We start from the raw sequence: 22,257 nt of genomic DNA, 5'->3' as shown, positions 1-22,257 counted from the left end.
CGCGAGATGATCCAGGCGGCGGGATCCCCCGCCGCCTGGATGCCGGCCGTGGCGGCCGGCTTTGTTGTCAGCGTCCCCAGATGCCCTGGCCGTAGCCCGGTGCAGGCATGCCGGAGTTCGCATTCCACGCCGTGCTGTCGGTGACGCTTTTTGTGCCGCTCAGGTCGACCGCGTTGGCGCCGCCGAACACCATCGAATGCGAACCGGCAGTCGGATAGCTGCCGGCGGCAGGGATGTAGTCCGCGCCAAAGTGGTCGCTGCCGGCAAAAGCCATGCCGGAAGCAAACAGAAGCGTGGCAAGGCTAAGAACGATCTTCTTCATTTCAATTCTCCTCTTGAAAGTTGACATTTGGCCTCGGCGCGCCGCCCGCACCGCGTTCATGAGGCCGTCTCTTCACACTCTTGGGGCGAAATCGACCAACCGCCATCCCCAATGGATTTTGCGGCGGCAGGCCGTTCAGCGCACGTCGTCTTGGTCCGTTCGTGCGCTGTTCGAAGGGCTACTCAAGGCAGCCGAACTCTTCGAGAATGCTGGTTCCTCTTCCAAGGCCGCAGCCGAACCATCCGGCCGCGATCCGTGCGACGGGGGAGCCTCACGCTCCACCTCGCCCCCCGTGCCGGCATCGGGTCCGAATTGCTTCGACGCCCTGCAAATGCTGCACGGGAACATGCCGATGATCGACGTGATCAACGGTAACGGTAATAGAATAGGGGCATGGCGTGGGCGCGGGCGTGGGAGAGGGCGTGGGACGAAGCGCCGCAAGAGTGGAATTTTGCGTTGAATTTGGCCGAAAAGCCCGGCGGACGCAGCCGGGATGGTCTGCGCGCGCTCAAACCGGCAGCGTCACGCTTGCCGCCGCTTCAGGGAGCCGGCGACCAACCTGTCCAGCGAAATACTGCCCGCACCGGCGATGGCAAGCGGCAGGCGGCGCCTACTCGCACTGGCGCCTGGGTCCACCGGTGTAGGGCTGGTAGCTGTTGTCTTCGGGCCGGTAGGAGCGGTAGCGGCTGAAGCAGGATTGGACGTGGCTGGCGGAAACCTCGAGCGTGGCGGCCTGAGCGGCGGCGCCCCCCTCGACAAAGCTGACTTGGGTGGACGGCTGAACGGCCTGGTCGACGGCGCCGGCGTCGAGATAGGGCGAGATGCAGGGGCGCTGTTCCCCGCCATAGGACACGTAGCTGTTGTCGTCCGGATTGTAGGAGCGGTAGCGGCTCAGGCACCACCTGACATGGGAAGCCGGCAGCCCGGCCTGCTCTTCGCCCGCCGCGGACGCCACCGCGCCTATTACGGCTGGGTCGGGCGGCACCGCCTGCGCCCTGGCGGCGGCATCGGGCGCCGCGGGCTGCGCGGCGGCCACTCGCTCCAGGCTCTGCGCGGCCTTGTCCACCGGTTGCGCACCCTTGGTCCACAGCTCGGCGACACTGTCGGCGGGCCTTGCCTGATGCGAGGGCTTGGCGACCAGCAGCCAGGCAGCGAAGGCCAGCCCGCTGGCGAACACCGCGAGGGTCAGCGCGAAGCCGCCGACCAGTGCCAATATCGCTTTCATCCCACACTCCTTGAGCCTCAGCCAATAGAATGCGGGGCATCGCTACTGGTTCCAGCAGGCGAGCTTGTGGCAGATGTGGCGCCTTCTCGCCGGCATGCCGATGCGCAAGGCCGCGAGCCTCAAGCCCTCAAACCGGCAGCCTCACCTCCCCGAGGGACATCTGGTTTTCCGCCGCCAGCAGCGCCGCCACCATCTCCTTGTCGCGCTGCCGCTGACGCAGATAGCCGGCGACCAGCCGGTCGAGCGAGAACGTGCCGGCGCCGGCGACCGCCAGCACGAACATGCCGCCGGCGATGGCCAGATCCTTTTCGAAATGCAGCAATTCGTTCTGGCTGGCGAAATTGGTGTGGAACAGCGTGGCCGTTGCCAGGCAGAACAGGCCAAGCCCAATGGCGCCCAGCCGCGTCAGCAGGCCTGTCGCGACGCAGAGCCCTGCCCCCAGTTGCAGCGCGATGGTCGCGACAAACAGCGGCAGGCCGACTCCCAAGGCGGCCATCGCCTTGGCGGCGCCGTCGAAATGGGTGGCCAGCGTCACGCCCTCATGCAGGAAGATGAGAGACAGAAGCAGCCGGCCGGCCAGCAGGGTCACGTCGCTGGCCTGGTGCCTGGTGGCGAGGAGGTGCAGCTTCGCGGCAAATTCGGTCCGTGTCATGGTCAGGCTCCAATTCTGGTAACAGGCGGGCGCGGCGCGCCCGGCCGGACGCGCGCAATGGCGCTGCAACGTCCGATCCTTGAAAGGGTGGAGCCGGCGGAGGGAGAGACGCCGGCTCCGGTTTTTGGGCGCCAGCCACCAGCGCCCAAAAATACGGTGAGTTGGGGTCCGGGCTTGGCGCCAGGCCCCCACTCCGGCCGCTTCGCGGCCACCTCTCCCCACGTCCGTGGGGGAGAGGAAATGCGCCGCGGCCTTACTTCGTCACCTTGGTGTCGATGGCCTTTTGCAGGTCCGATAGCTCCTCGCAGCCGGCCGGGCAGAGTTTTTCCAGCGACGCCAATTGCTCCTGGGCCTTGGGCATGTCGCCGGTCTCGACATAGAGCTCGCCCAGATATTCGCGGGCGGCCTTGTGGTCGGGCTTCAGCTCCAGCGCCTTGGTGTAGTAGGTGAGCGCCGTCTTGTAGTCGCCGGTCTTGCGCAGCGTGAAGCCGAGCAGGTTGTAGACGTCGGGCTGCTGCGTGTCCTGCGCCAGGTCGCGCAGCTCGGCCAGCGCGCCCTGGTAGTCCTTGGCCTCGATCTTGGCCTTGACGGCGGTGAGGTCGGGCGCGTCGCCGCCCTCGATGTTGTCGACCGCATAGGCCGGCATGACGGTGGCAACGGGAACCACGGTCAGCACGGCAACCGCGCCGAGCAGGCCGAACAGGGCATTCCTGCCAAAAAGGGAAGGTTTCATTGTCTTTCTCGCTTGGGTTGGGAGCTCACGCTCATATTTGAACCGGGGTGAAGCCGTAGGCCTTGCCGTCCTTGACGAAGACGCCGGTGCCCGGGAACGGGAAGTGCGAGCCCGAGATACGGATGTTGTCGGCAATCACACGGTCGATGATCTTGTGGCGCGTGGTGATCGCCGTCGGCCCGTCCTGATCGTAGGCGCCCTGCCATTCCGGATGCGGCGCCAGAAGTGCGGGCACATACATGGTGTCGGCCGAGATCATGATCTGCTCCTTGCCGGAGTTGGCGAGATACACCGAGTGGCCGGGCGTGTGGCCCGGGGCGGCGATGATCTGGATGCCGGGCGCGACCTCGGCGCCGTCCTCGACCAGCTTCCAGTTCTTCCATTTCGGGAAGTTCTCGGCGATGCGCTTGCCCGCCGGCTTGCGCCCCTCGGGCAGCTTGGCCAGCCGGCCGGGGTCGGTCCACCAATTGTATTCGGTGGCGTTGACGATCAGCTCCGCATTCGGGAACACCGGCGCGTTGGTGCCCTTCTCCATCAGGCCCCAGACATGGTCGGGGTGGAAATGCGAGATCATGATGGTGTCGATCGCCTTGTAGTCGATGCCGGCGGCAGCCATGTTGGCCGGCAGATGCGTGGCGTTGGTCTGCCACTGGCCGACGCCCGAGCCGGCATCCATCATGATCAGCTTGCCGTTCATCTTGAGCACGACGACGGTGAGCGGGATGGGCATGAAATCGGTGGGCAGCCCCGCCTTGGCGAGCGCCGCCTTGGTGTCGTCGACGGACACATCCTTGATGAAGGCCGGGTCGTGCGGCTTGCGCCAGATGCCGTCATAGATGGCGGTGATCTCGATATCGCCGACCTTGTATTTGTAGAAGCCGACGGTCGGCTCCACCGGCGTTTCGGCAAAGGCCGGCGGGGTGAATTCCAGCCTGCCGGCAAGCCCGAAGGCGGCAGCGGCGGCGGCGGATTGAAGAACTGTGCGACGCGTCATGCTGAACATGGATGTTCTCCTCGGTTGAGTGGTGGCTAAAGTCGCGAAGGAAATGACGGAGGGCCAAGCCCCTGGCCCTCCGTCGCTGATTGCGGATTGGGGCGAGCACGGTCGGGATCCGGTGCCGGCCCCTTGAACTCAGCGGCCCCAGATGCCCTGGCCGGGTTCCTCCGCATCAGATTGCATCGCCGCCTGCATGCCGTGGCGGACCATGTCCGCCTTGCGGATCGACGCGGTGGTGGTGGTGGTGTCGATGGCCGTCTGGTCTGCGGTGCGCGAGCCAAAATGGTCGCTGCCGGCAAAGGCGCCGGTGGTGGCGACGAGGATGGCGGCGGCGGTGAGAGCGATGTTTTTCATGTCGATGGTTCCTGTTTGTTGAGAAGTTGCTTGAAGGCGCGCTCAGCGGCCCCAGAGGCTGTCGTTGTTGTGCCGGACGATGATGTCCTGAACCGACCCCTGGCTCGGCCCTGTCGTCACCTTCGTGTCGACGTACTGGCGCGCGGGGATCGAGGCAGTGGCGTTGGTGTCGACGGTGGCGACAGGCTGGTTGGCATTGTTGGCGCCGAAATGATCGCTGCCGGCAAAGGCAGCGCTCGAGGCAAGCAGCATCGCAGCCACGCTGAAAGCGAGCTTGGTCATGTCATAGGTCCTTGTTTCTTCGGGTCGCGGGCCGGGAGATTGGCCCCGCTGACAACAAGACCCGGGAGGGCCGCGCTTTATTCCCGGGAGGTGTCAGATTTTTTTTGGGAAGAGCAGAAACTGGCGGCAACGGCCATGCGGATGAGCGCCGAGACACAATCCAGAAACAAAATTAAACAGTTCGGAAAAAATGGCGAAAAGATCGGATGGCATAACCATCCCGCAGCGGCCGGAAAAAGCCCGCGGCACTACCGCGGACGGAGTGGATTCCGGGTTCTTCCGTTTCGGAAGATTCGGTCCTCCATCAACAAGGGTCAAATTGCAGCGGCGGCGCAGCCGACAATGCCTGGCGTCGCGGCGGCATGATCGGGATGTTCCTGGCGCAGCTCGGCCAGGACGAGAAAGTTTGGAAATGGATCACGGTGTCGATATCGCCGAACTGGACAGGGACACGGCAAGACCGGGCAGAGAGCCCGAAGCCGGCCTCGGAAGCATCGAAGCGCTCGTAAGGATTGCCTCCGATCCCGGGTTGATCGCGCGCAGCCAGGTCCTGGCGGGCGCGGACTTCGCCCGGGCAGGTCAGCCCGGTGAGCGGCTCGACACGGTCTTCGAGCGGCTCGCCGAGACATTCGCCTCGTCGCCGGCGGTGATCTCCGACGGACGTGTCTGGACGTATCAGGAGCTGGACAAGCGGGCCAACCAGTTCGCCCGTGTGCTGATCAAGCGCGGCGTGCGGCCGGGCCACCGCGTCGGGCTTATTCTCGACCGGTCGGCCGAGACCTATGTTGCCTTGCTCGCGGTGATGAAGGCAGGCGCGGCCTTCGTGCCGCTGGCCACCGCGTTTCCCGAAGAGCGCATGGCGCTCATCATCGAAGACGCCAGCGTGAGCCTGATCGTCAGCATCGCCGCCTATGCGTCGCGCGCCGGTCAACTGCCCGTTCCCCACCTGTTGATCGACAGCGCCGCCGCCGAGATCTCCAAACAGTCCAGCGCGCCGCTGAAGCCCCACAAGGCGCCGGCCCCCACTGCGGTCGACGACACCTGCTACATCCTCTACACCTCGGGCACGACAGGCAGGCCCAAGGGCGTGGTCATCAAGCACCAGAGCTTCGTCAATTTCATCCATGTCGCCGCCGCGTCCTACGGCTACCGGCCGGGCGATCGCGTCTACCAGGGCATGACCATCGCCTTCGACTTTTCCTCCGAGGAGATCTGGGTGCCCTTTGTCGCCGGCGCGACGGTGGTGCCCGCACCTGGCCAGCTGCCTCTTGTCGGCGAAGAGCTCGCCGATTTCCTGCGCCACCACGACATCACCTGCATGGCCTGCAGCCCGACCTTGCTGTCGTCGATGACATCGGACGTGCCCAGCCTGCGCACGCTCCTGGTGGGCGGCGAGGCCTGCCCGCACAATCTGGTGGTGCGCTGGTCGAAGCCAGGGCGGCGGATCCTCAACACCTATGGCCCGACCGAGGCAACCGTCACCGCAACGATGGGCGTGCTGACGCCGGACAAGCCCGTCACCATCGGCGCGCCGCTGCCCACCTACTCCATCGTCATTCTCGACCCCGAGATGCCCGCGCTTGCCCAGCCTGGTGAACTGGGAGAGATCGGCATCGCCGGCATCGGGCTTGCGGTCGGCTATCTCAACCGGGCCGACCTCACCGAACAGAAATTCATCGCCGATTTCGTCGGCCTGCCGAACAATCCGTCGAGGCGCATCTACCGGACGGGCGACCTTGGCCGGATCAATGACGACGGCGAGATCGAATATGCCGGGCGCATCGACACCCAGGTGAAGATCCGCGGCTATCGCATCGAACTCGGCGAGATCGAGGCGGTGCTGCTAGACCAGCCGGAGATCGCGCAGGCCGCCGTCACCACCTGGGAGATCGAGCCTGGCCGCGTCGAACTGGTTGCCTATTACGCAAGAAAGGCCGGCGCGCCGGCGATCTCGCGTGCCGATCTCGCCCAGACGATGAAGCGGCGCCTGCCGGATTACATGGTGCCCTCCTATCTGGAGGAGCTACCGGCGATCCCGATGACGGTCTCCAACAAGGTCGACCTTCGCCAGTTGCCGAAGCCGACAAGCGTCCGGCTTTCGGCCGACCGGGAGATGGTTGCGCCAGGCAATGACGACGAGCGCTTCCTGGCCGAAGCGCTGGCGTCGGTGCTGAAATTCGACGAGGTGTCGGTCGAGGACAATTTCTTCGAGGATCTCGGCGCCAACTCCCTGCTGATGGCGCATTTCTGCGCGCGCGTGCGCACTAGGAAGGAATGGGCGACGACGTCCATGCGCGACATCTATCTCTATCCGACCGTGGCGCGCCTCGCGCGGCATCTGGGCGTGCCGGAGGAGATGACGGCGGCCACCAACGAGCCTGTTCTCACCCGGCGGGCCTCGAATTTCGCTTACTGGACCTGCGGCGCGGCACAGCTCCTGTTCTACGGGATCTACAGCTACGTGGCCCTGTGGGCGATCAACATCGGCCTCAACTGGATGTATGACGCGCTCGACGATCCGCTGCAGCTCTATATCAGGTGCGTGGCGCTTTCGGCCGGCGTGTTCTTTGGCATGACGGGCTTTGCCGTCCTTGCGAAATGGGTGCTCGTCGGCCGCTGGAAGGCCGAGGCGTTTCCGATCTGGGGCGTGCGCTACTATCGCTTCTGGATCGTCAAGACATTGATCCGCACAGCACCCGTCGTCCTGTTCCGCGGCAGCCCGCTCTACAGCTTCTATCTGCAGCTTCTGGGAACCAGGATCGGGAAAAACGCCGTCATCGAATCCAAATCCGTACCCGTCTGCACGGATCTGATTTCAATTGGCGCCAATACGATCCTGCGCAAGGAATCGCTGATCCTCGGCTTTCGCGCCCAGTCCGGCTACATCCATATGGGTCCGCTGACCATCGGCCGCGATGCCTTCGTGGGTGTGGGCTCGACGCTCGACATCGACACCGCGATCGGCAACGGCGCCCAGCTCGGCCATGCGTCCGCGCTGCTGCGCGGGCAAAGCATCCCGGACGGTGAACACTGGCATGGATCGCCGGCCGTGCCGACCACGGCGGACTATTGCAAGGTGCGCAATGAGAACCCTTCCAACATCCGGCGCTTCCTCTTCGAAGCGGTCCAGCTGATTGGGTTATTTGCCATTGTCATCCCGCTGCCGCTGCTGTTCCACAGCTATTGGGAGAATGTCGGCGACGACTATCAGGAGACGATCGGCCTCGTCGCGATCGGCACCACGGTCACGCTTTTCGGCTATATCGCCGCGGCCTTCCTGGCGGCGACACTGCTGCCCCGCCTGACCAGCCTGGTGCTGAAGCCAGGCCGTACCTACGCGCTTTACGGTTTCCGCTACTGGCTGCAGGCCGCCACCGAATTCACCAGCAATTCCCGTATCCTGGGTCTGCTGTTCGGCGACAGCTCGGCCATCGTGCACTACATGCGTGCCATCGGCTGGAACCTCAACAAGGTGGTGCAGACCGGTTCCAACTTCGGCTCCAACCAGCAGCACGAGAACCCGCTTCTGTGCGAGATCGGCACCGAGACCATGGTGTCGGACGGCCTGTTCATGATCAACATGCACAAGTCCGCTTCCGCATTTCGGCTCGAGCCGACAAGGATCGGTGAGCGCAACTATCTCGGCAACAACATCTACTATCCGCCGGATGGCCGCACCGGCGACAATGTCCTGCTCGGCACCAAGGTGATGATCCCCATCGACGGGCCGTTGCGCGAGAATGTCGGGCTTCTCGGTTCGCCTGCCTTTGAAATCCCGCGTATGGTCAACCGCGACAAGGAGCTCATCGCCGGCGTCGACGAGGCGGACCGGCGCCAGCGCATCCCGCACAAGAACCTTCACAACGCGGTGACGATCATCCTGTTCATCGCGACGCAATGGGTCATGCTGTTCGCCACGCTGGCGATCTGGGACCGGGCGCTGAACTACTATACCGAATGGGCGGAGGTCGCGCTGTTCGTCGCCGTGCTCCTGACCTCGGCGATCACCATTCCGTTCTACATCCTGGTCGAGCGGGCAAGCCTTGGTTTTGGCAGGCTGAAGCCTCAGATGACGACGATCTACGACGTTGCGTTCTGGCGCCACGAACGCCACTGGAAGCTCGCGGATTCGCCGATTGTCAACCTGTTCGGCGGCACGCCGTTCCGGCCAATGATCCTGCGCCTGCTGGGCGTCAAGGTGGGCAAGCGGGTCTATGACGGCGGCAGCAACCTGACCGAACGCTCGCTGGTCGAGATCGGCGACGACGTCACCCTGAACGAGGGCTGCGTCATCCAGGCCCATTCGCTGGAGGAAGGCGCGTTCAAGTCCGATTACATCCGCATCGGCAAGGGCTGCACGCTCGGACCTTCCGCCTTTGTCCATTACGGCGTGGTGATGGGCGAAGGGTCGGTGGCCGATGTCGATTCCTTCGTGATGAAGGGCGAAGAGCTCGAGCCCTACTCCATATGGCGCGGCAACCCGGCCAAGCTGCACCGGTTCGTGACCCCCGTCACGGACGATGGCGCCAAGACATCGGCTTGATTGCGTTGGAGGCCGCGGCTTGACGAACGGGCCCCGCAAGGGCGTGGAAATCCGTCTCGCCCCGGTGACCGAGGCCAACTGGGCCTCGGTTGCGTCCCTGGAGCTGGCCCCGGACCAGATGGATTTCGTCGCCAGCAATGCGGAGTCCCTGGACGAGGCCGGCCTTGATGACGACGCGCGGCCGCGCGTCGTCATGGCCGGGGATCGTGTCATCGGTTTCCTGATGTACGAGGCGCCGCAGGATGACGACGAGGCGCGCATCTACCGCTTCATGATCGACCGCGCCAGCCAGGGCAAAGGCTATGGCAAGGCCGCGTTGCGCGAAGTGCTGGGCGAAATCCGCAGTCTCGGCCATGTCAGGCACGTTTCCATTTGCTACGAACCGGAGAATGACGCGGCACGACAACTCTATCGCGCCGCCGGCTTCGTGGAAGAAGGGCTCGACGAGGACGGAGAAATGATCGCCGATCTGGTCCTGCCGCTTGCGCAGACATCCCTGCTGCGGGCGATGGCCGCCATCGCGCCAGGCAGTGTTCGCATCGGATGCCGGGTCATACGCGACGCGGACGAAGCCCATCTGCTGCCCGAGGAAGCGCGTTCCATCCCCGCGCGCCAGCCAGCCATGCGGCGCGCGAGCGGAGCGGCCCGCTGGATCGCGCACGAACTGCTGGCGGAGCTTGGCATCAATGACGCCACCATCCTTCGCGCGCCATCCGGCGCGCCGGTCTGGCCCGACGGGATAACGGGTTCGCTCGCCCATGACGACGACATGGCCGTGGCGGCGGTTGCGCCTGTTGGCCACATCGCCTCCCTCGGCATCGACGTCGAGCCCGCGTTGGCCCTGCCCGACGACATCCTCGCGCTCGTCGCAATCCCTGCGGACCGGACGGACGCGGCGGATCGGCATCTTGCCGGTCGTATCCTCTTTGCCGCCAAGGAAGCGGTCTACAAGGCGGCCTATCCGCTTGATCGCGAGATCCTCGGCTATGAGGACATCACAGTGGACCTCAATACAGGTTCTGCGACGACAAAGACCGGCCGCAGGGTCAGCCTCGCCTACTGCGTTGCCCCGCGTGTGGTCGTCTTGGCCTTTGTTGAACGGGGTGCGGGTTAGGATCGGGAACCGGGCGCTACGCGTGGCCTGGTGTTCTACGTCCCGACGATTTCCGTATAGGTCCGGACCTCGCCATCAAGCCCCCGCATCCGCCAGCGCTCCCCTTCCTGTGCTTCGACATAACACGGCCCGAGCGGCACCTTGCCGCCGCCTTCCGGCAGGTCGAGCACATAGACGGGGTTGCAGATGCCCGACAGGCGCGCCCGCAGCGCGCTGGCCAGCGCCTGGCCCTGCGCAATGGTCGTGCGCCGATGCGCCATGCCGCGCGCGAGGTCGCCATGGTGCAGGTAATAGGGTTTGACGCCGAGGCGGTACATCAGCTCGCGGCAGAGCTCCTCCAGCACCTCGACCGTGTCGTTGACGCCTTTGAGCAGGACGCTCTGGTTGAGCAGCACGAAGCCCGCCTGCCGCATCCTGCGGCAGGCCGCCTCGGCGGCATCGGTGATCTCCCGGGCATGGTTGAAATGGGTGACGACGGTGACCATCAGCCGGCCCTGCAAGGCCTCGACCAGCCCTGACGTGATGCGCAACGGCAGCGCGACCGGCACGCGCGTGTGGATGCGCACGAGCCGCACATGCGCGATCGCCTCGATGCGCGCGAAGATTTCGGCCAGCGCCTTGTCGGGCAGCGAGAGCGGATCGCCGCCGGTCAGGATCACCTCGCGAATCTCGGGATGACCGGCGATATAGGCCAGCGCCGGCTCCAGCGCCTCGCGCGTGTAGCCGCGGCCGATCGCGGTCAGCGATTCCTTGCGGAAGCAGAACCGGCAATAGACCGCGCATTGATAGGTTGGGAACAACAGCACCCGGTCGGCATGGCGATGCGTCAGCCGCGGCACCGGGCTGAAATCATGGTCGGCGATCGGATCACCGAGCTCGCCGTCCTGCTCGATCAGTTCGTGCGGCTCCGGGATAACCTGCGCCCGGATCGGGTCGGCGGGGTCGTTCCAGTCGATCAGGTCGAGATAGGCTTTGGGGATGCGAACCTTGTGGTTCGCCGCCGCGCCTTGAGCCGCCGCGCGCTCGCCCGGCGACAGCGGCAGCGAAGCGAGATCGCGCACATGGCGCACGCCCTGGCGAACATCGTCCTGCCAGGCGGCGTCGGCGTTGAGGGCGCGTTCTTCGGCAGTGGCCATATCGTGGAGGTTGGCGTCTGAGGTCATTGAGGTCTCGGAGTCGCAAATCGCGCGGAGCTATCGGCCGGAAGGCTGGCGCGGTCAATGGCAATGGTTGCCGCAGATCGTCAGCACCGCGATCCTTCAGGGAGCACAGACCTACCCCGCCACCAACTTTCGCCGCATCGACCAACAGCGCGATTTCATGCATCTAATGAACCGACAGCGCCCATGGAGGAGATGGGCGCCGCCAGGGAGGACTGCCATGACCCAAACAACTCCGGCGCGGTTGCCGCGCTATGACGATGCCGTTGCGCGGTTCCGCATCGAGGATGAAGTAGCGCGTCTTTCTGGCGATCCCGCGACCGGGATCAACGCCTATGTCGAATGCTGCGGCCGCCACACCGGGCAGAACCGGCTGGCATTGCGCGCGATCTCCGCCAGCGGTGAGCTGCGGGAATTCACCTTCGACGATCTCGACGACATGTCGGGCCGCGTCGCCAATCTGCTGAAGGCGGCAGGCGTCGGCCCCGGCGATGTCGTCGCCGGCATGCTGCCGCGCATTCCCGAACTGGTGGCGACCATTCTCGGCACGTGGCGCATCGGTGCCGTCTATCAGCCACTGTTCACCGCCTTCGGGCCGAAGGCCATCGACCACCGGCTGAAGACCAGCGGCGCCAAGCTCGTCGTCACCAACACGGCCAATCGCGGCAAGCTCGACGAGGTGGAGCACTGCCCCCGGGTTGCGACCATCCTCGCTCTTGGCGAAGCCTTGCCGGCGGGCGACATCGATTTCCGCGCGGCCTTTGCCGCCGCCTCGTCCGACTGCGAGCCCATCCTGCGCACGGGCGACGACCTGTTCATGATGATGTCGACCTCGGGCACGACCGGCCTGCCCAAGGGCGTGCCAGTGCCGCTGAGCGCATTGATGGCCTTCGGCGTCTATATGCGCGACGCGATCGGGCTCACCCCGGACGACGTCTTCTGGAACATCGCCGATCCCGGCTGGGCCTACGGCCTCTATTACGCCATCACCGGTCCCTTGCTGCTCGGCGTCGCGACGACCTTCAACGAAGGCGCCTTCACCGCCAAAAGCACCTACGACATCATCGAGCGCCTTGGCGTCACCAGCCTCGCCGGTTCGCCCACCGCCTTCCGCCTGCTGCTGGCCGAAGGGCCCGAGGCCGCCGCCCGCATCCAGGGCCGCCTGCGCGTGGTGAGCAGCGCCGGCGAGCCGCTCAACCCGGAAGTGATCCGCTGGTTCGACGCCCATCTCGCCGCACCGATCCATGACCATTACGGCCAGACCGAGAACGGCATGATGGTCAACAACCATCACGGCCTGTCGCACCCCGTGCGCCCGGGTTCGGCCGGCTTTGCCATGCCGGGCTACCGCATCGTCGTTCTGGACGAGGCCGGCCACGAGCTTGGCCCCAACCAGCCCGGCGTCCTTGCCGTCGACATCGCCAACTCGCCGTTGCGCTGGTTCGGCGGCTATCACCAGGCGGAAACCCCGGCCATATCGGGCGGATGTTACCGCACCGGTGACACGGTCGAGTTCGAGCCGGATGGCTCGATCAGCTTCATCGGCCGGTCGGATGACGTCATCACCTCCTCCGGCTATCGCATCGGGCCGTTCGACGTCGAAAGCGCGCTCATCGAGCACCCGGCGGTCAACGAGGCGGCGGTGGTCGGCGTGCCCGACCCGCAGCGCACCGAGATCGTCAAGGCCTTCGTCATCCTGGCGCCCTCCTGGCAAGGCAGCCCGGAACTCGCCGAGGAACTCGCACAGCATGTCCGCAAACGCCTGTCGGCCCACGCCTATCCGCGCGAGATCGATTTCGTGACAGAACTGCCGAAGACACCGAGCGGCAAGATCCAGCGATTTTTGCTGCGCAAGGCCGAGGTCGAGAAGCGGAAGGGAGTGTGACGGATGGCGAGGCTTTCGATCGTCCGGGCGTCGCGAGACGCTTCTCGTTGACGTGGTGCCGCACAATAGCCACAAGACGCCCGATAGGCTCCCAAAGCCAGGATAAAAAAGCGGGAGGCTTGGGTCATGCGGTTGGTCTGGACGATCGTGTTCGCGCTGGCGAGCGGCGTGGCCTTCGCGGCCTCGCCGGAGGACGACTATATCGCCGCGCGCGACAAGGCGATTGCCGCCATCGCCGCACTCAACAGCGCGAATGCTCCGGTGGAAACGCTCGATGCTGCCGATGCCAAGGCGCGCGCCGATCTTGAAGGGCGCCTTTCCTCTCTTCTCGGCCCCCTGGCGGTTGCGGGTTTTCCGGCGACCGGCACCAGCAATCTCGAAAGCCTGAGCGACGCCGATATCGGATACGGCATGCTCGACGGGCTGAGATACGCCAGGACTGACGACGGTCCGAGCCTCGTGGCGACGACGCGAGGGCTACTCGATCGCTGGCTTCGCTCCAGGGCCACCGAGACGGACGCGAGTCTCAAACTGCCCACCGGCATCGACGAGGCGCTGAAACTCGATGCCTTCTACACCCAGGCGATCAACAGCGACGCCGCGTTCATGGGGACGCTCGACTTTCCGCTGAAGAAGCCCGAGGGCGCCGACATCGCCATTGCGCGGCTTGGCGGCTGGACGCAGGACGTGGGGCCTATCCAGGAACAGCAGGTCATCGTCACGCTCGTCAAGGGCAACAGCGTCATGATTGCCTCGGCGCCCGCCGCGCAGCCTGTTCCGAAGATCGCGGCCTGCGAGGCCATATGGACCTCGGCCGACGCCGCTGCCCAGAAATTGGCCGCCCAGGCTACCGAGCAGCAGGATGAAAAGGCATATGACACCGCCAACGCCGCCTGGGAAAAAGGTGACGGCGACTACCGCAAGTGCATGGGCGAGCGCCTGCCGAGCGACCCGGTCTTCCCGGCGCTTCTCAGCCAGGCGCAGGAGCTTGCCGATCACATGGCCGGCAAGTAGGCGGTTCCCCTGGCGCGTCGCCTACGCGTTCGAACCACCCAAAAGCCCCAGCCGCAGCAGGCTTTCGGCCGTGGCGACGATCGCCTCCTCGGCCGGTCGCGGCGTCCAGCCGAGCAGGCGCGTCGCCTTTTCGCTGGTGGCGTCCATCATCACGCCGAGATGCCTGGCCAGCATCTTCGTCGTCGGATCACCGCGCAACGCCAGCAGGCGGATCACCCAGTTGGGGATTTCCCGGGTCGGCACCTTGGCCGCGGCCGCGCTCATTCTGCGCCGCAGCACTCTTGCGACATCGGCCATCCACAGGCTGTGACCCGAAATGCCGATGAAGCGCTCGCCCTTTGCCGCAGGGCTGGTCATTGCCAGCAGATGCAAATCGGCAAGGTCGCGCACATCGACATAGCCGGAATTGACCCGGGGACAGCCGGGCATGCCGTCCATCAGCCGCTTGATCAGCCCTATCGAATGCGAATAGTCGGGGCTGAGAACCGGGCCGAGCACCGCGAGCGGATTGACGACCGACAGTTCGAGACCCCGCCCTTCCCTGGCGACAAAATCCCAGGCGGCGCGTTCCGACAGCGTCTTCGATTTCTGATAGGGCGCGACATTGCCGCTGAGATCGGACCAGTCCGTCTCGTTGAAAGGCCTGGTCTGCGGCGCATGACCCATGGCGACCGCGCCGATGGCCGAAGTCAGCACGACACGTTTCACGCCGGCATCGCGTGCGGCGCCGAGCACCCGCAGCACGCCGTCGACGGCGGGCCGCACCCAATCTTCCTCCCGCGTCTGGCTGCCCGAAGGCGTCGGCGAGGCGCCGTGGAGCACGTAGGTGCAGCCCGCCACAGCATCCGCCCAGCCGGTATCCGCCGACAGGTCGGCGGCGACGAAGGACAACCTGTCCCCGGGCTCGGCGCCACCTTGCCGCAGCATCGCGCGCACCTCGCCTTCCCGCTTCAGGTAACGCAGGGTCGTGCGCACGCGATAGCCGGCGTCGAGCAGCTTCAGGATGCAGTGCGATGCAATGAAGCCGGAGCCACCGGTCACCAGCACCAGTTCGTCGTTCATGTCGGTCTCCTGATGTGTCCGCCGCTCCAGGCGGTGCGTTCATGGACCTATCAGCTATGCGCGAGTGCTCGGATTGTGAATGCTTGAAAATCCGCATAAGTTGCGCCAGAGTACGGAAATGGCCGCTGACCCGTTCTCCGACATCCTCAAATTCACCAGCGCCGAAACCATGGTGACCGGCGGCTTCACCGCCGGCGGCCCATGGGCATTGCGCTTTCCGGCGCCCGACAAGATCAAGTTCTTCGCCGTGGTGAAGGGCGATTGCTGGATCCGCCTCGAGGGCGAGGACGAGCCGGTGCACGCGCGGACCGGAGACGTGCTTCTGCTCGCTTCTCGGCGCTCCTTCATCCTCGCCAGCGACTTGTCCGTCCCGCCGCTCGACGCGATGGCGGTGTTTGCCGGCTGCAAGATCGCGCGGCTCGGCGACGGCAATGACTTCGCGCATATCGGCGGCCATGTCCTTCTCGACCAGGCGAGCGGGCGGCTGCTGGCCGATGTGCTGCCGCCATGGATCCACATTCACGCTTCATCGCCGCAGGCGACGATCCTGCGCTGGATTCTCGACCAGCTGGTCAGCGAGCAGGCCGAGGATCAGCCGGGCGCCAGCCTCGCCTCGGCGCAGCTCGCCCAGCTCCTGTTCATCCAGGTGTTGCGGGCGCATCTGAAGACGTCGAGCCTGATGCCCGCCGGCTGGCTGCGTGCGCTCGGCGATCCGCGTCTGGCGCCCGCACTGCGGCTGATGCATGGCGATCCCGGCCGCGCCTGGCATCTCGAGGAACTCGCCAGGGCCGCAGCCATGTCGCGCACCAGTTTCGCCTTCCATTTCAGGCAGACCGCCGGCGTGGCGCCACTGACCTACCTGACCGAATGGCGCATGCATCTGGCCGAACGCGCCTTGCGCGAGGAGGACGTGCCCGTGGCGGTTCTTGCCCGCTCGCTCGGCTACACCTCCGAAAGCGCCTTCAGCAACGCCTTCAAGCGCGTCACCGGCAGCGCACCCAAGCGCTACCGGTTGGCCAGGCGAGCCGCCCGCCCGGACGAGACGGCATCGCGGTCGTTGAGCCTGGCGTCCTGAGAGGGGGCAGGGGCAAACAGGCTGCCGCCCCCTCTCCTGTTGATGCGCTATTCCTTGGCGCGATAGGCTTCCGGCACGATGAAGACTTCGTCGGCGCGGCCGTAGCCGCCATCGGCGACCTCTTCCACCAGCACCATCGTGTAGGGTCGGACGCCTTCGCCGAAAAATTCGACGAACATCGCCGTCGTGCGATGGATGAGGTCTTCCTTCTGCGCCTTGGAGAGAGCCGCTTGCGGCATCTTGATGTTGGCGAATGGCATGATCGTTTCCTTCTCTTTGAGGGTGGGGTTCAGGCTTTGGGATGAAGCAGGTCGGCAAGGCCGATCCGCTCCATGAGTTGCGCACGCACGCGGTCGGCGATGCCGTTGACGATCGCCGCGCCATCGTCGGAGGGGTCGATGTGCACGCGCAGCGGGCGCCTTCCGTGCGGCATGGCGACGAGGTCGACGATCGCCGTGGCGACATCGGCCGGATCGGCATCCGCCGGCTCAAGCGAAGCCAGCCCCTTCAGCACCTGCTGATCGACATCGGCGTAGGGCCCGGACCAGTAGAGCGCGGCTCGCTCCGCATCCACGGGCGCGGCGGCGTGGTGAAAATGCTCCGTACCCTTGGTGAAGGCGCCCGGCACGACGATCGTCGTTTCGATGCCGAAGCGGGCGAGTTCCAGCGCGTAGCTCTGCGCCAGCGCATCCATGCCGGCCTTTGCCGCGAAATAGGGCGCGAGGAATGGCGGCGTGCCGCCCCGCGTGCTGCTCGAGCCGACCCAGATCATCTGCCCCCTGCCGAGGGAGCGCATATGCGGCAAGGCCGCACGGTTGACGCGCTGCGTGCCGACGACATTGACGTCATAGAGCTGCGCCAGCTGTTCGGGCGCAAAAGCCTCGGTCGGTCCAAACCCCATATGCCCGGCATTGTGGATGAGCACATCGAGCCGGCCGGCCTCGCCCAGGATCAGCCGGACCGCCGCTTCGGCGGAAGCATCGGAAGTGACATCGAGCGCGATGGGCTTGAGCGCCAGACCCTCGTCGCGGGCGAATTTCTCCATTTCGGCCGCCGCCACGCCACCGCGCGCCGCCGGGTCGCGCATCGAGGCATAGACCGTGTGGCCCGCCCTTGCCAGCGCCCGCGCCGTCATCGCGCCGAAGCCGCTGGAAGCGCCTGTGATCAGGATTGTCTGTTGCATGGTCATCTCCTCAGATCACGCCGCCATTGGCGCGGATGATCTGCCCATTGACCCAGAAGCTGTCCGGCCCGGCCAGGAACGAAACCACGCCTGCGATGTCGTCGGGCTGGCCGAGCCGGCCAAGCGGGATCATTTTGCCGATGGCCTCGATCTGCGCCTCGCTCTTGCCGTCCAGGAACAGCGCCGTCTCGATCGGCCCCGGCGCCACCGCGTTGACGGTGACACGGCGCGCGCCAAGCTCCTTGGCCAGGATGTGGGTCATCGCCTCGACGCCCGCCTTGGTGGCCGCGTAGACGCCGTATCCCGGCTGGTAGAGGCCGACGACGCTGCTCGAGAAATTGATGATGCGGCCGCCTTCGCGAAGCCGGCGCGCGCCTTCCCGCATGCCGCGAAACACGCCGCCGAGATTGATCGCGATCTGCGTGTCGAACGAGGCGTCGTCGGTACCCGCGATCGGCGAGATCTTCATGATACCGGCATTGTTGACGAGGATGTCTATGCCGCCGAAGGCCTTTTCGCCGGCGTCGAAAAGAGCGGCGATGCCAGCCGGATCGGCGATATCGGCCTGAACGGCGATCGCCTTGCCGCCGCCGGCTTCGATCGCACGCACAAGCTCTCCGGCCTCCGCGCGGCCCCGCGCATAGTTGACGACGACGGCGACGCCGTCGCGGGCCAGCCGCTGCGCGATGGCCGCGCCGATGCCCTTGGAGGCGCCGGTTACGATCGCCGTTCTGGTTTGTTGGATCGCTTGCTGATTTGTCATGGAAGTCTCTCCGTGTTGTTGGTGACACGGATATAGGCCAACCCGTTTCCCGGATAATCGGCCGCCTATTGACATCACTATTCGGAAATTGCGAACAAAGGCCATGGATCGTCTGGACACGATGCGGCTCTTTGTTCGCGTTCTGGAGCGGCGCAGCTTCACCGCTGCCGCCGCCGATCTCGGCCTGCCGCGTTCAACCGCGACGGAAGCGATCAGGCGGCTCGAGGAGCATCTCGGCGCGCGGCTGCTGGAGCGAACGACACGGCAGGTGAACGCCACGCAGGATGGCGAGGCCTACTATCACCGCTGCCTGTCGATCCTGGCCGAGATCGAGGATGCCGAGGCTGCCTTCCGCAATGCCGAGCCATTCGGCCTGCTGCGCATCGACGCCAGCACGCTGCTCACCCGCACATTCCTGTTGCCGCGCCTGCCCGAATTCCTCGCCCGCTATGTCAGGATCGACCTGCAGATCGGCCAGAGCGACCGGCTGGTCGACCTCGTGCGCGAGGGTGTCGACTGCGTCATACGCGTCGGCGAGCCGCCCGACAGCGGCATGATCATGCGGCGGCTGGCGATGATCCGCGAGATCACCTGCGCCAGTCCCGCCTATCTCGAACGGCACGGCACACCCACCTCCCCAGATGCGCTCGATGGGCACCAGGCGGTGGGTTTCGTCTCGTCGCGGACCGGCGAGACCCTCCCGTTCGAATTCACCGTCGGTGGCAAGACCGTTGAAATCCGGCTGCCGGGTCGCGTCGCTGCGAACAATTCCGACACCGCCGCCGATCTGGCGCGGCTTGGGCTGGGCTTGATCCAGGCGCCGCGCTATCGTTTCGAGAGGGACCTTGCCGACGGGACGCTGGTCGAGGTGCTGGCCGACTACCCGCCATCGCCGACGCCGCTGTCGGCGCTTTACCCGCAGAATAGGCAGCTCTCGCCACGCCTTCGCGTCTTCCTCGACTGGGCGTCGCGCATCTTCGCCGAGGCGAACCTGTAGTCCCGTCCATTAAGCCCTGGCTCAGCCTGCGAGCCGAAATCCCGATGCCGAAACTTACATTCAGCTTGGAAGTTCAAATTTAAGCGTTTTCTACTAAGGTGCGACCGGGGGCTGCTGTTCAGGAAAGGTATTCAGGTCGAATTGGCCATAACGAGATTCAATCTCGGCCGTGTCAAACAGGCCGTTTTCTCTTCCGCCAACTTGCCGGCGGCCATTGCTTTTGTTGTGCTTTTGGCTTGCGCCATCATTGCCGACCAGCAGAACAGCAGGGTCTCCGATCAACTGGCGCGCGCCGATGTGCTGGCCAAGGTCAACATCATCCGCGCCAAGCTTGAAGGCAACATAGGCGGCAATCTCCAGCTTGTTCAGGGCCTCGTCTCGACCATCGTTACGGAGCCCTACATGGGCCAGCAGAGATTTGCCTCGCTCGCGACCAATCTGTTCCAGCAGAAATCGCAACTGCGCAACATCGCCGGCGCGCCCGACCTCGTCATCTCGCTGATGTACCCTCTGAAGGGCAATGAGAAGGCGATCGGCCTCGACTATCGCAAGAACGAGGCGCAACGCATGGCGGCATTTCGCGCGCGCGACCAGCGCGTGATGGTGTTTGCCGGCCCCGTCGACCTTGCCCAGGGTGGGCGCGGCTTCATCGGCCGCATTCCGGTGTTCGTGCCGACGGCGAGCGGCGGCGACCGCTTCTGGGGCATCGTCTCGGCGGTGGTCGATGTCGACCGGCTCTACGCGGCGAGCGGGCTGACCGACCCGGATCTTGACATCGATGTCGCACTCACGGGCAAGGATGCGCTGGGCGGCGGCGGCGAACGCTTCTTCGGCGGCGGCAATGTCATCGCCGGAAATCCCGTTTCGACCGACGTGCAGCTGCCTTCAGGCTCCTGGCAGATTTCGGCCATCCCCAAAGGCGGCTGGCCAGCCGCCCCGAAGAACGAGTTGGCCCTGCGGGCGCTCATGCTGCTCGCCGGCGCGCTTGTGGTGCTGCCGATCATGGTGGCCGGGCGGCTATTCGGCGAAAGGCAGAAAAACTACGCCGAGCTGAGACGCCTGTCCGGGCGCCTGGAGCTGGCGCTGGAGGCCTCGGGCATCGGCGTTTGGGAACACGACCTCGCCACCCACAAAATGGTGTGGGATGACCGCGTCAACGAAATCTACGGCAAGCCGGCCGACGGCAAGCCGCGCGGCTATGACGACTGGGCACAGGCGATCCATCCTGAAGACATCGGGCGGGCGCTGCGGGATTTCGATCTGGCCACCGTGAAAAAAGGCCCCTACTCCTCACAATACCGGCTCCTGCGCCCCGACGGCACCGTCCGCCATGTACGCACCCGCGCCAGCTTCTTCCAGGATATCGACGGCACGCCAAAGCTGATCGGCGCCGAATGGGACGTGACCAGCGACGTGCTGCTCAACGAGACCCTCATGCGCGAGCGCCAATTGACGGAATCGAAGAACGCCGAACTCAATCTCGCCAAGGCGCATATCGAGTATGCGGCGCTGCACGATCTCGCTGACCGGCCTGCCCAACCGCCGCTATCTCGACGAGCTGCTGGCCGAAACCGGCGAACCGGACCGCCACACGGCGCTGCTGCATCTGGATCTGGACCGCTTCAAGCAGATCAACGACACGCTCGGCCACGCCGCGGGCGATGCCATGCTGGTGCATGCCTCGAAGGTCATCAAGGCCAATGTGGGCCGCAACGATTTCGTTGCGCGCATCGGCGGCGACGAGTTCGTCGTGGTGAGCCATGGGCTCGACGATCACCAGCTGGCGGCACTCGCCGACCGCATCATCGAGGAGATGCGCCAGCCTGTGGACTATCGGGGCCATCCGTGCCGGTTCGGAGTGAGTATCGGCATTGCCGCCAACAGCGGCATCGACGCCAGGCAGCTGCTCGTCAACGCCGATCTCGCGCTTTACCGGGCGAAGGATCGCGGTCGCAACCGCTATGAGTTCTTCAACAAAGAGCTGCAGAGCGAGATCGTGCGGACCAAGCAGATCGCCGATGAGATCCTTGGCGGGCTGGAGCGGAACGAATTCATCGCCTACTACCAGCCGCAGTTCGATGCCAAGACGCTCGAGATCGTCGGCGTCGAGGCGTTGTCGCGCTGGAAGCATCCGCGGCGCGGCATCCTGCCCCCCGACACCTATCTCAAGGTGGCCGAAGAGCTCAATGTCGTGGCGCTGATCGACCGCACCGTGCTCGAACAGGCGCTGGAGAATTTCGGGCGTTGGTCGCGCGGCCACCTCAACATCCCGCGCGTGTCGGTCAATGTCTCGGCCAGGCGCCTGGAGGACAAGGACTTGATCAGTGGCTTGCGCAAGCTCGGTATCAAGGCAGGAACCGTGTCGTTCGAGCTGGTGGAGTCCATCTTCCTCGACGAGAACGACGATCTGGTCACCTGGAACATCGAGCATATCAAGGAGCTCGGCATCGACATCGAGATCGACGATTTCGGCACCGGCCACGCCTCGATCGTCTCCCTGCTCAAGCTGCAGCCGCGCCGCCTCAAGATCGACCGTCAGCTGGTCACGCCCATCACCGGCTCAAGCGCGCAGCGGCACCTGGTGTCGTCGATCATCGAGATCGGCAAGTCACTCAGCATCGAAGTGGTTGCCGAGGGGGTCGAGACGATGGAGCACGCGCGCATCCTGAAAGAGCTTGGCTGCGATATCCTGCAGGGCTACTTTTTGGGCCGCCCGATGGAGGCCAAGGCCTTCAAGGCCTTCGCCCAGTCGCGCAAATGGCTGGCCACGGGGTAGTGCGCCCACCCCGCTCGCCTCGCGCCCCGGTCCGCTCGACGGCAGCGGCCCGACGTATCGTTACGAAGCCCGTGCGTGCGCCTTCGCGCCATTTGCGGTTATGGTAGATACTCGACAGTC

The 22,257-nt window shown here is 65.2% G+C and carries 19 protein-coding genes and 1 pseudogene; 8 read left to right on the top strand and 12 right to left on the bottom strand.

The window, feature by feature from the left end:
* Positions 1-67: 67 nt before the first annotated feature.
* The 7 genes from AC56QP_RS28875 to AC56QP_RS28845 form a co-directional block, all read right to left on the bottom strand.
* The gene (locus AC56QP_RS28875; RefSeq protein ID WP_489862387.1) at positions 68-322 is read right to left on the bottom strand and encodes a hypothetical protein; all 255 of its coding nucleotides are present in this window, start codon (positions 320-322) and stop codon (positions 68-70) included.
* A 610-nt stretch (positions 323-932) separates the two neighbouring features.
* Positions 933-1,547: a BA14K family protein gene (locus tag AC56QP_RS28870; protein WP_489862388.1), complete on the bottom strand. Its 615-nt coding sequence runs from the start codon at positions 1,545-1,547 to the stop codon at positions 933-935.
* Between the two features lie 127 nt (positions 1,548-1,674).
* Positions 1,675-2,199 carry a DoxX family protein gene (locus tag AC56QP_RS28865; protein ID WP_489862389.1) on the bottom strand — a complete coding sequence of 175 codons (525 nt, stop codon included), beginning with the start codon at positions 2,197-2,199 and terminating at the stop codon, positions 1,675-1,677.
* A gap of 253 nt (positions 2,200-2,452) precedes the next feature.
* Positions 2,453-2,932, bottom strand: a complete 480-nt coding sequence (locus AC56QP_RS28860) for a tetratricopeptide repeat protein (RefSeq protein WP_489862390.1) — start codon at positions 2,930-2,932, stop codon at positions 2,453-2,455.
* 31 nt (positions 2,933-2,963) lie between these two features.
* Positions 2,964-3,935 carry an MBL fold metallo-hydrolase gene (locus tag AC56QP_RS28855; RefSeq protein WP_489862391.1) on the bottom strand — a complete coding sequence of 324 codons (972 nt, stop codon included), beginning with the start codon at positions 3,933-3,935 and terminating at the stop codon, positions 2,964-2,966.
* 129 nt (positions 3,936-4,064) lie between these two features.
* The gene (locus AC56QP_RS28850) at positions 4,065-4,283 is read right to left on the bottom strand and encodes a DUF680 domain-containing protein (RefSeq protein WP_489862392.1); all 219 of its coding nucleotides are present in this window, start codon (positions 4,281-4,283) and stop codon (positions 4,065-4,067) included.
* 42 nt (positions 4,284-4,325) lie between these two features.
* Complete coding sequence (locus AC56QP_RS28845; RefSeq protein ID WP_489862393.1) at positions 4,326-4,565, bottom strand: DUF680 domain-containing protein; 240 nt, start codon at positions 4,563-4,565, stop codon at positions 4,326-4,328.
* A gap of 39 nt (positions 4,566-4,604) precedes the next feature.
* Between AC56QP_RS28845 and AC56QP_RS28840 the strand changes: the two genes are divergently transcribed.
* The 3 genes from AC56QP_RS28840 to AC56QP_RS28830 are packed head-to-tail and all read left to right on the top strand — an operon-like array spanning position 4,605 to position 10,222.
* Positions 4,605-4,931: a hypothetical protein gene (locus AC56QP_RS28840; protein ID WP_489862394.1), complete on the top strand. Its 327-nt coding sequence runs from the start codon at positions 4,605-4,607 to the stop codon at positions 4,929-4,931.
* Between the two features lie 46 nt (positions 4,932-4,977).
* A complete protein-coding gene (locus tag AC56QP_RS28835; RefSeq protein ID WP_489862395.1) occupies positions 4,978-9,108 on the top strand; it encodes a Pls/PosA family non-ribosomal peptide synthetase in 4,131 nt (1,376 codons plus the stop codon).
* Positions 9,109-9,127: 19 nt separating this feature from the next.
* Entirely contained in the window at positions 9,128-10,222 is a 1,095-nt protein-coding gene (locus AC56QP_RS28830; RefSeq protein WP_489862396.1) for a GNAT family N-acetyltransferase, read from the top strand.
* A gap of 35 nt (positions 10,223-10,257) precedes the next feature.
* On the opposite strand, the gene AC56QP_RS28825 is transcribed toward AC56QP_RS28830, so the two are convergent.
* Complete coding sequence (locus tag AC56QP_RS28825) at positions 10,258-11,385, bottom strand: KamA family radical SAM protein (RefSeq protein WP_489862397.1); 1,128 nt, start codon at positions 11,383-11,385, stop codon at positions 10,258-10,260.
* A gap of 217 nt (positions 11,386-11,602) precedes the next feature.
* Between AC56QP_RS28825 and AC56QP_RS28820 the strand changes: the two genes are divergently transcribed.
* Positions 11,603-13,267 (top strand): acyl-CoA synthetase, encoded by a 1,665-nt coding sequence (locus tag AC56QP_RS28820; RefSeq protein WP_489862398.1) that lies wholly within the window; start codon positions 11,603-11,605, stop codon positions 13,265-13,267.
* A gap of 126 nt (positions 13,268-13,393) precedes the next feature.
* Positions 13,394-14,281 carry a hypothetical protein gene (locus tag AC56QP_RS28815; RefSeq protein WP_489862399.1) on the top strand — a complete coding sequence of 296 codons (888 nt, stop codon included), beginning with the start codon at positions 13,394-13,396 and terminating at the stop codon, positions 14,279-14,281.
* Between the two features lie 21 nt (positions 14,282-14,302).
* Here the strand turns inward: AC56QP_RS28815 and AC56QP_RS28810 are convergent, their stop codons facing one another.
* Entirely contained in the window at positions 14,303-15,343 is a 1,041-nt protein-coding gene (locus AC56QP_RS28810; protein WP_489862400.1) for an SDR family oxidoreductase, read from the bottom strand.
* A gap of 118 nt (positions 15,344-15,461) precedes the next feature.
* Between AC56QP_RS28810 and AC56QP_RS28805 the strand changes: the two genes are divergently transcribed.
* Complete coding sequence (locus tag AC56QP_RS28805; RefSeq protein WP_489862401.1) at positions 15,462-16,418, top strand: AraC family transcriptional regulator; 957 nt, start codon at positions 15,462-15,464, stop codon at positions 16,416-16,418.
* Positions 16,419-16,465: 47 nt separating this feature from the next.
* Here AC56QP_RS28805 and AC56QP_RS28800 read toward each other — a convergent pair whose 3' ends face one another.
* From AC56QP_RS28800 to AC56QP_RS28790, 3 genes are read right to left on the bottom strand one after another with little or no spacing between them, the layout of a single operon-like run.
* Entirely contained in the window at positions 16,466-16,678 is a 213-nt protein-coding gene (locus tag AC56QP_RS28800) for a tautomerase family protein (RefSeq protein WP_489862402.1), read from the bottom strand.
* A 29-nt stretch (positions 16,679-16,707) separates the two neighbouring features.
* Positions 16,708-17,601, bottom strand: a complete 894-nt coding sequence (locus AC56QP_RS28795) for an SDR family oxidoreductase (RefSeq protein WP_489862403.1) — start codon at positions 17,599-17,601, stop codon at positions 16,708-16,710.
* Positions 17,602-17,611: 10 nt separating this feature from the next.
* Entirely contained in the window at positions 17,612-18,364 is a 753-nt protein-coding gene (locus AC56QP_RS28790; protein WP_489862404.1) for an SDR family oxidoreductase, read from the bottom strand.
* Between the two features lie 103 nt (positions 18,365-18,467).
* Here AC56QP_RS28790 and AC56QP_RS28785 point away from each other — a divergent pair, with 103 nt between their 5' ends.
* Entirely contained in the window at positions 18,468-19,361 is an 894-nt protein-coding gene (locus tag AC56QP_RS28785; protein WP_489862405.1) for a LysR family transcriptional regulator, read from the top strand.
* A gap of 141 nt (positions 19,362-19,502) precedes the next feature.
* Positions 19,503-22,137: pseudogene (locus AC56QP_RS28780) on the top strand (bifunctional diguanylate cyclase/phosphodiesterase).
* Positions 22,138-22,257 lie beyond the last annotated feature (120 nt).

It is taken from the genome of Mesorhizobium sp. RCAM 05104 (assembly GCF_059683645.1).
The sequence above is the reverse complement of the archived record's forward strand: the minus strand, read 5'-3'. Positions and strand labels throughout refer to the sequence as shown.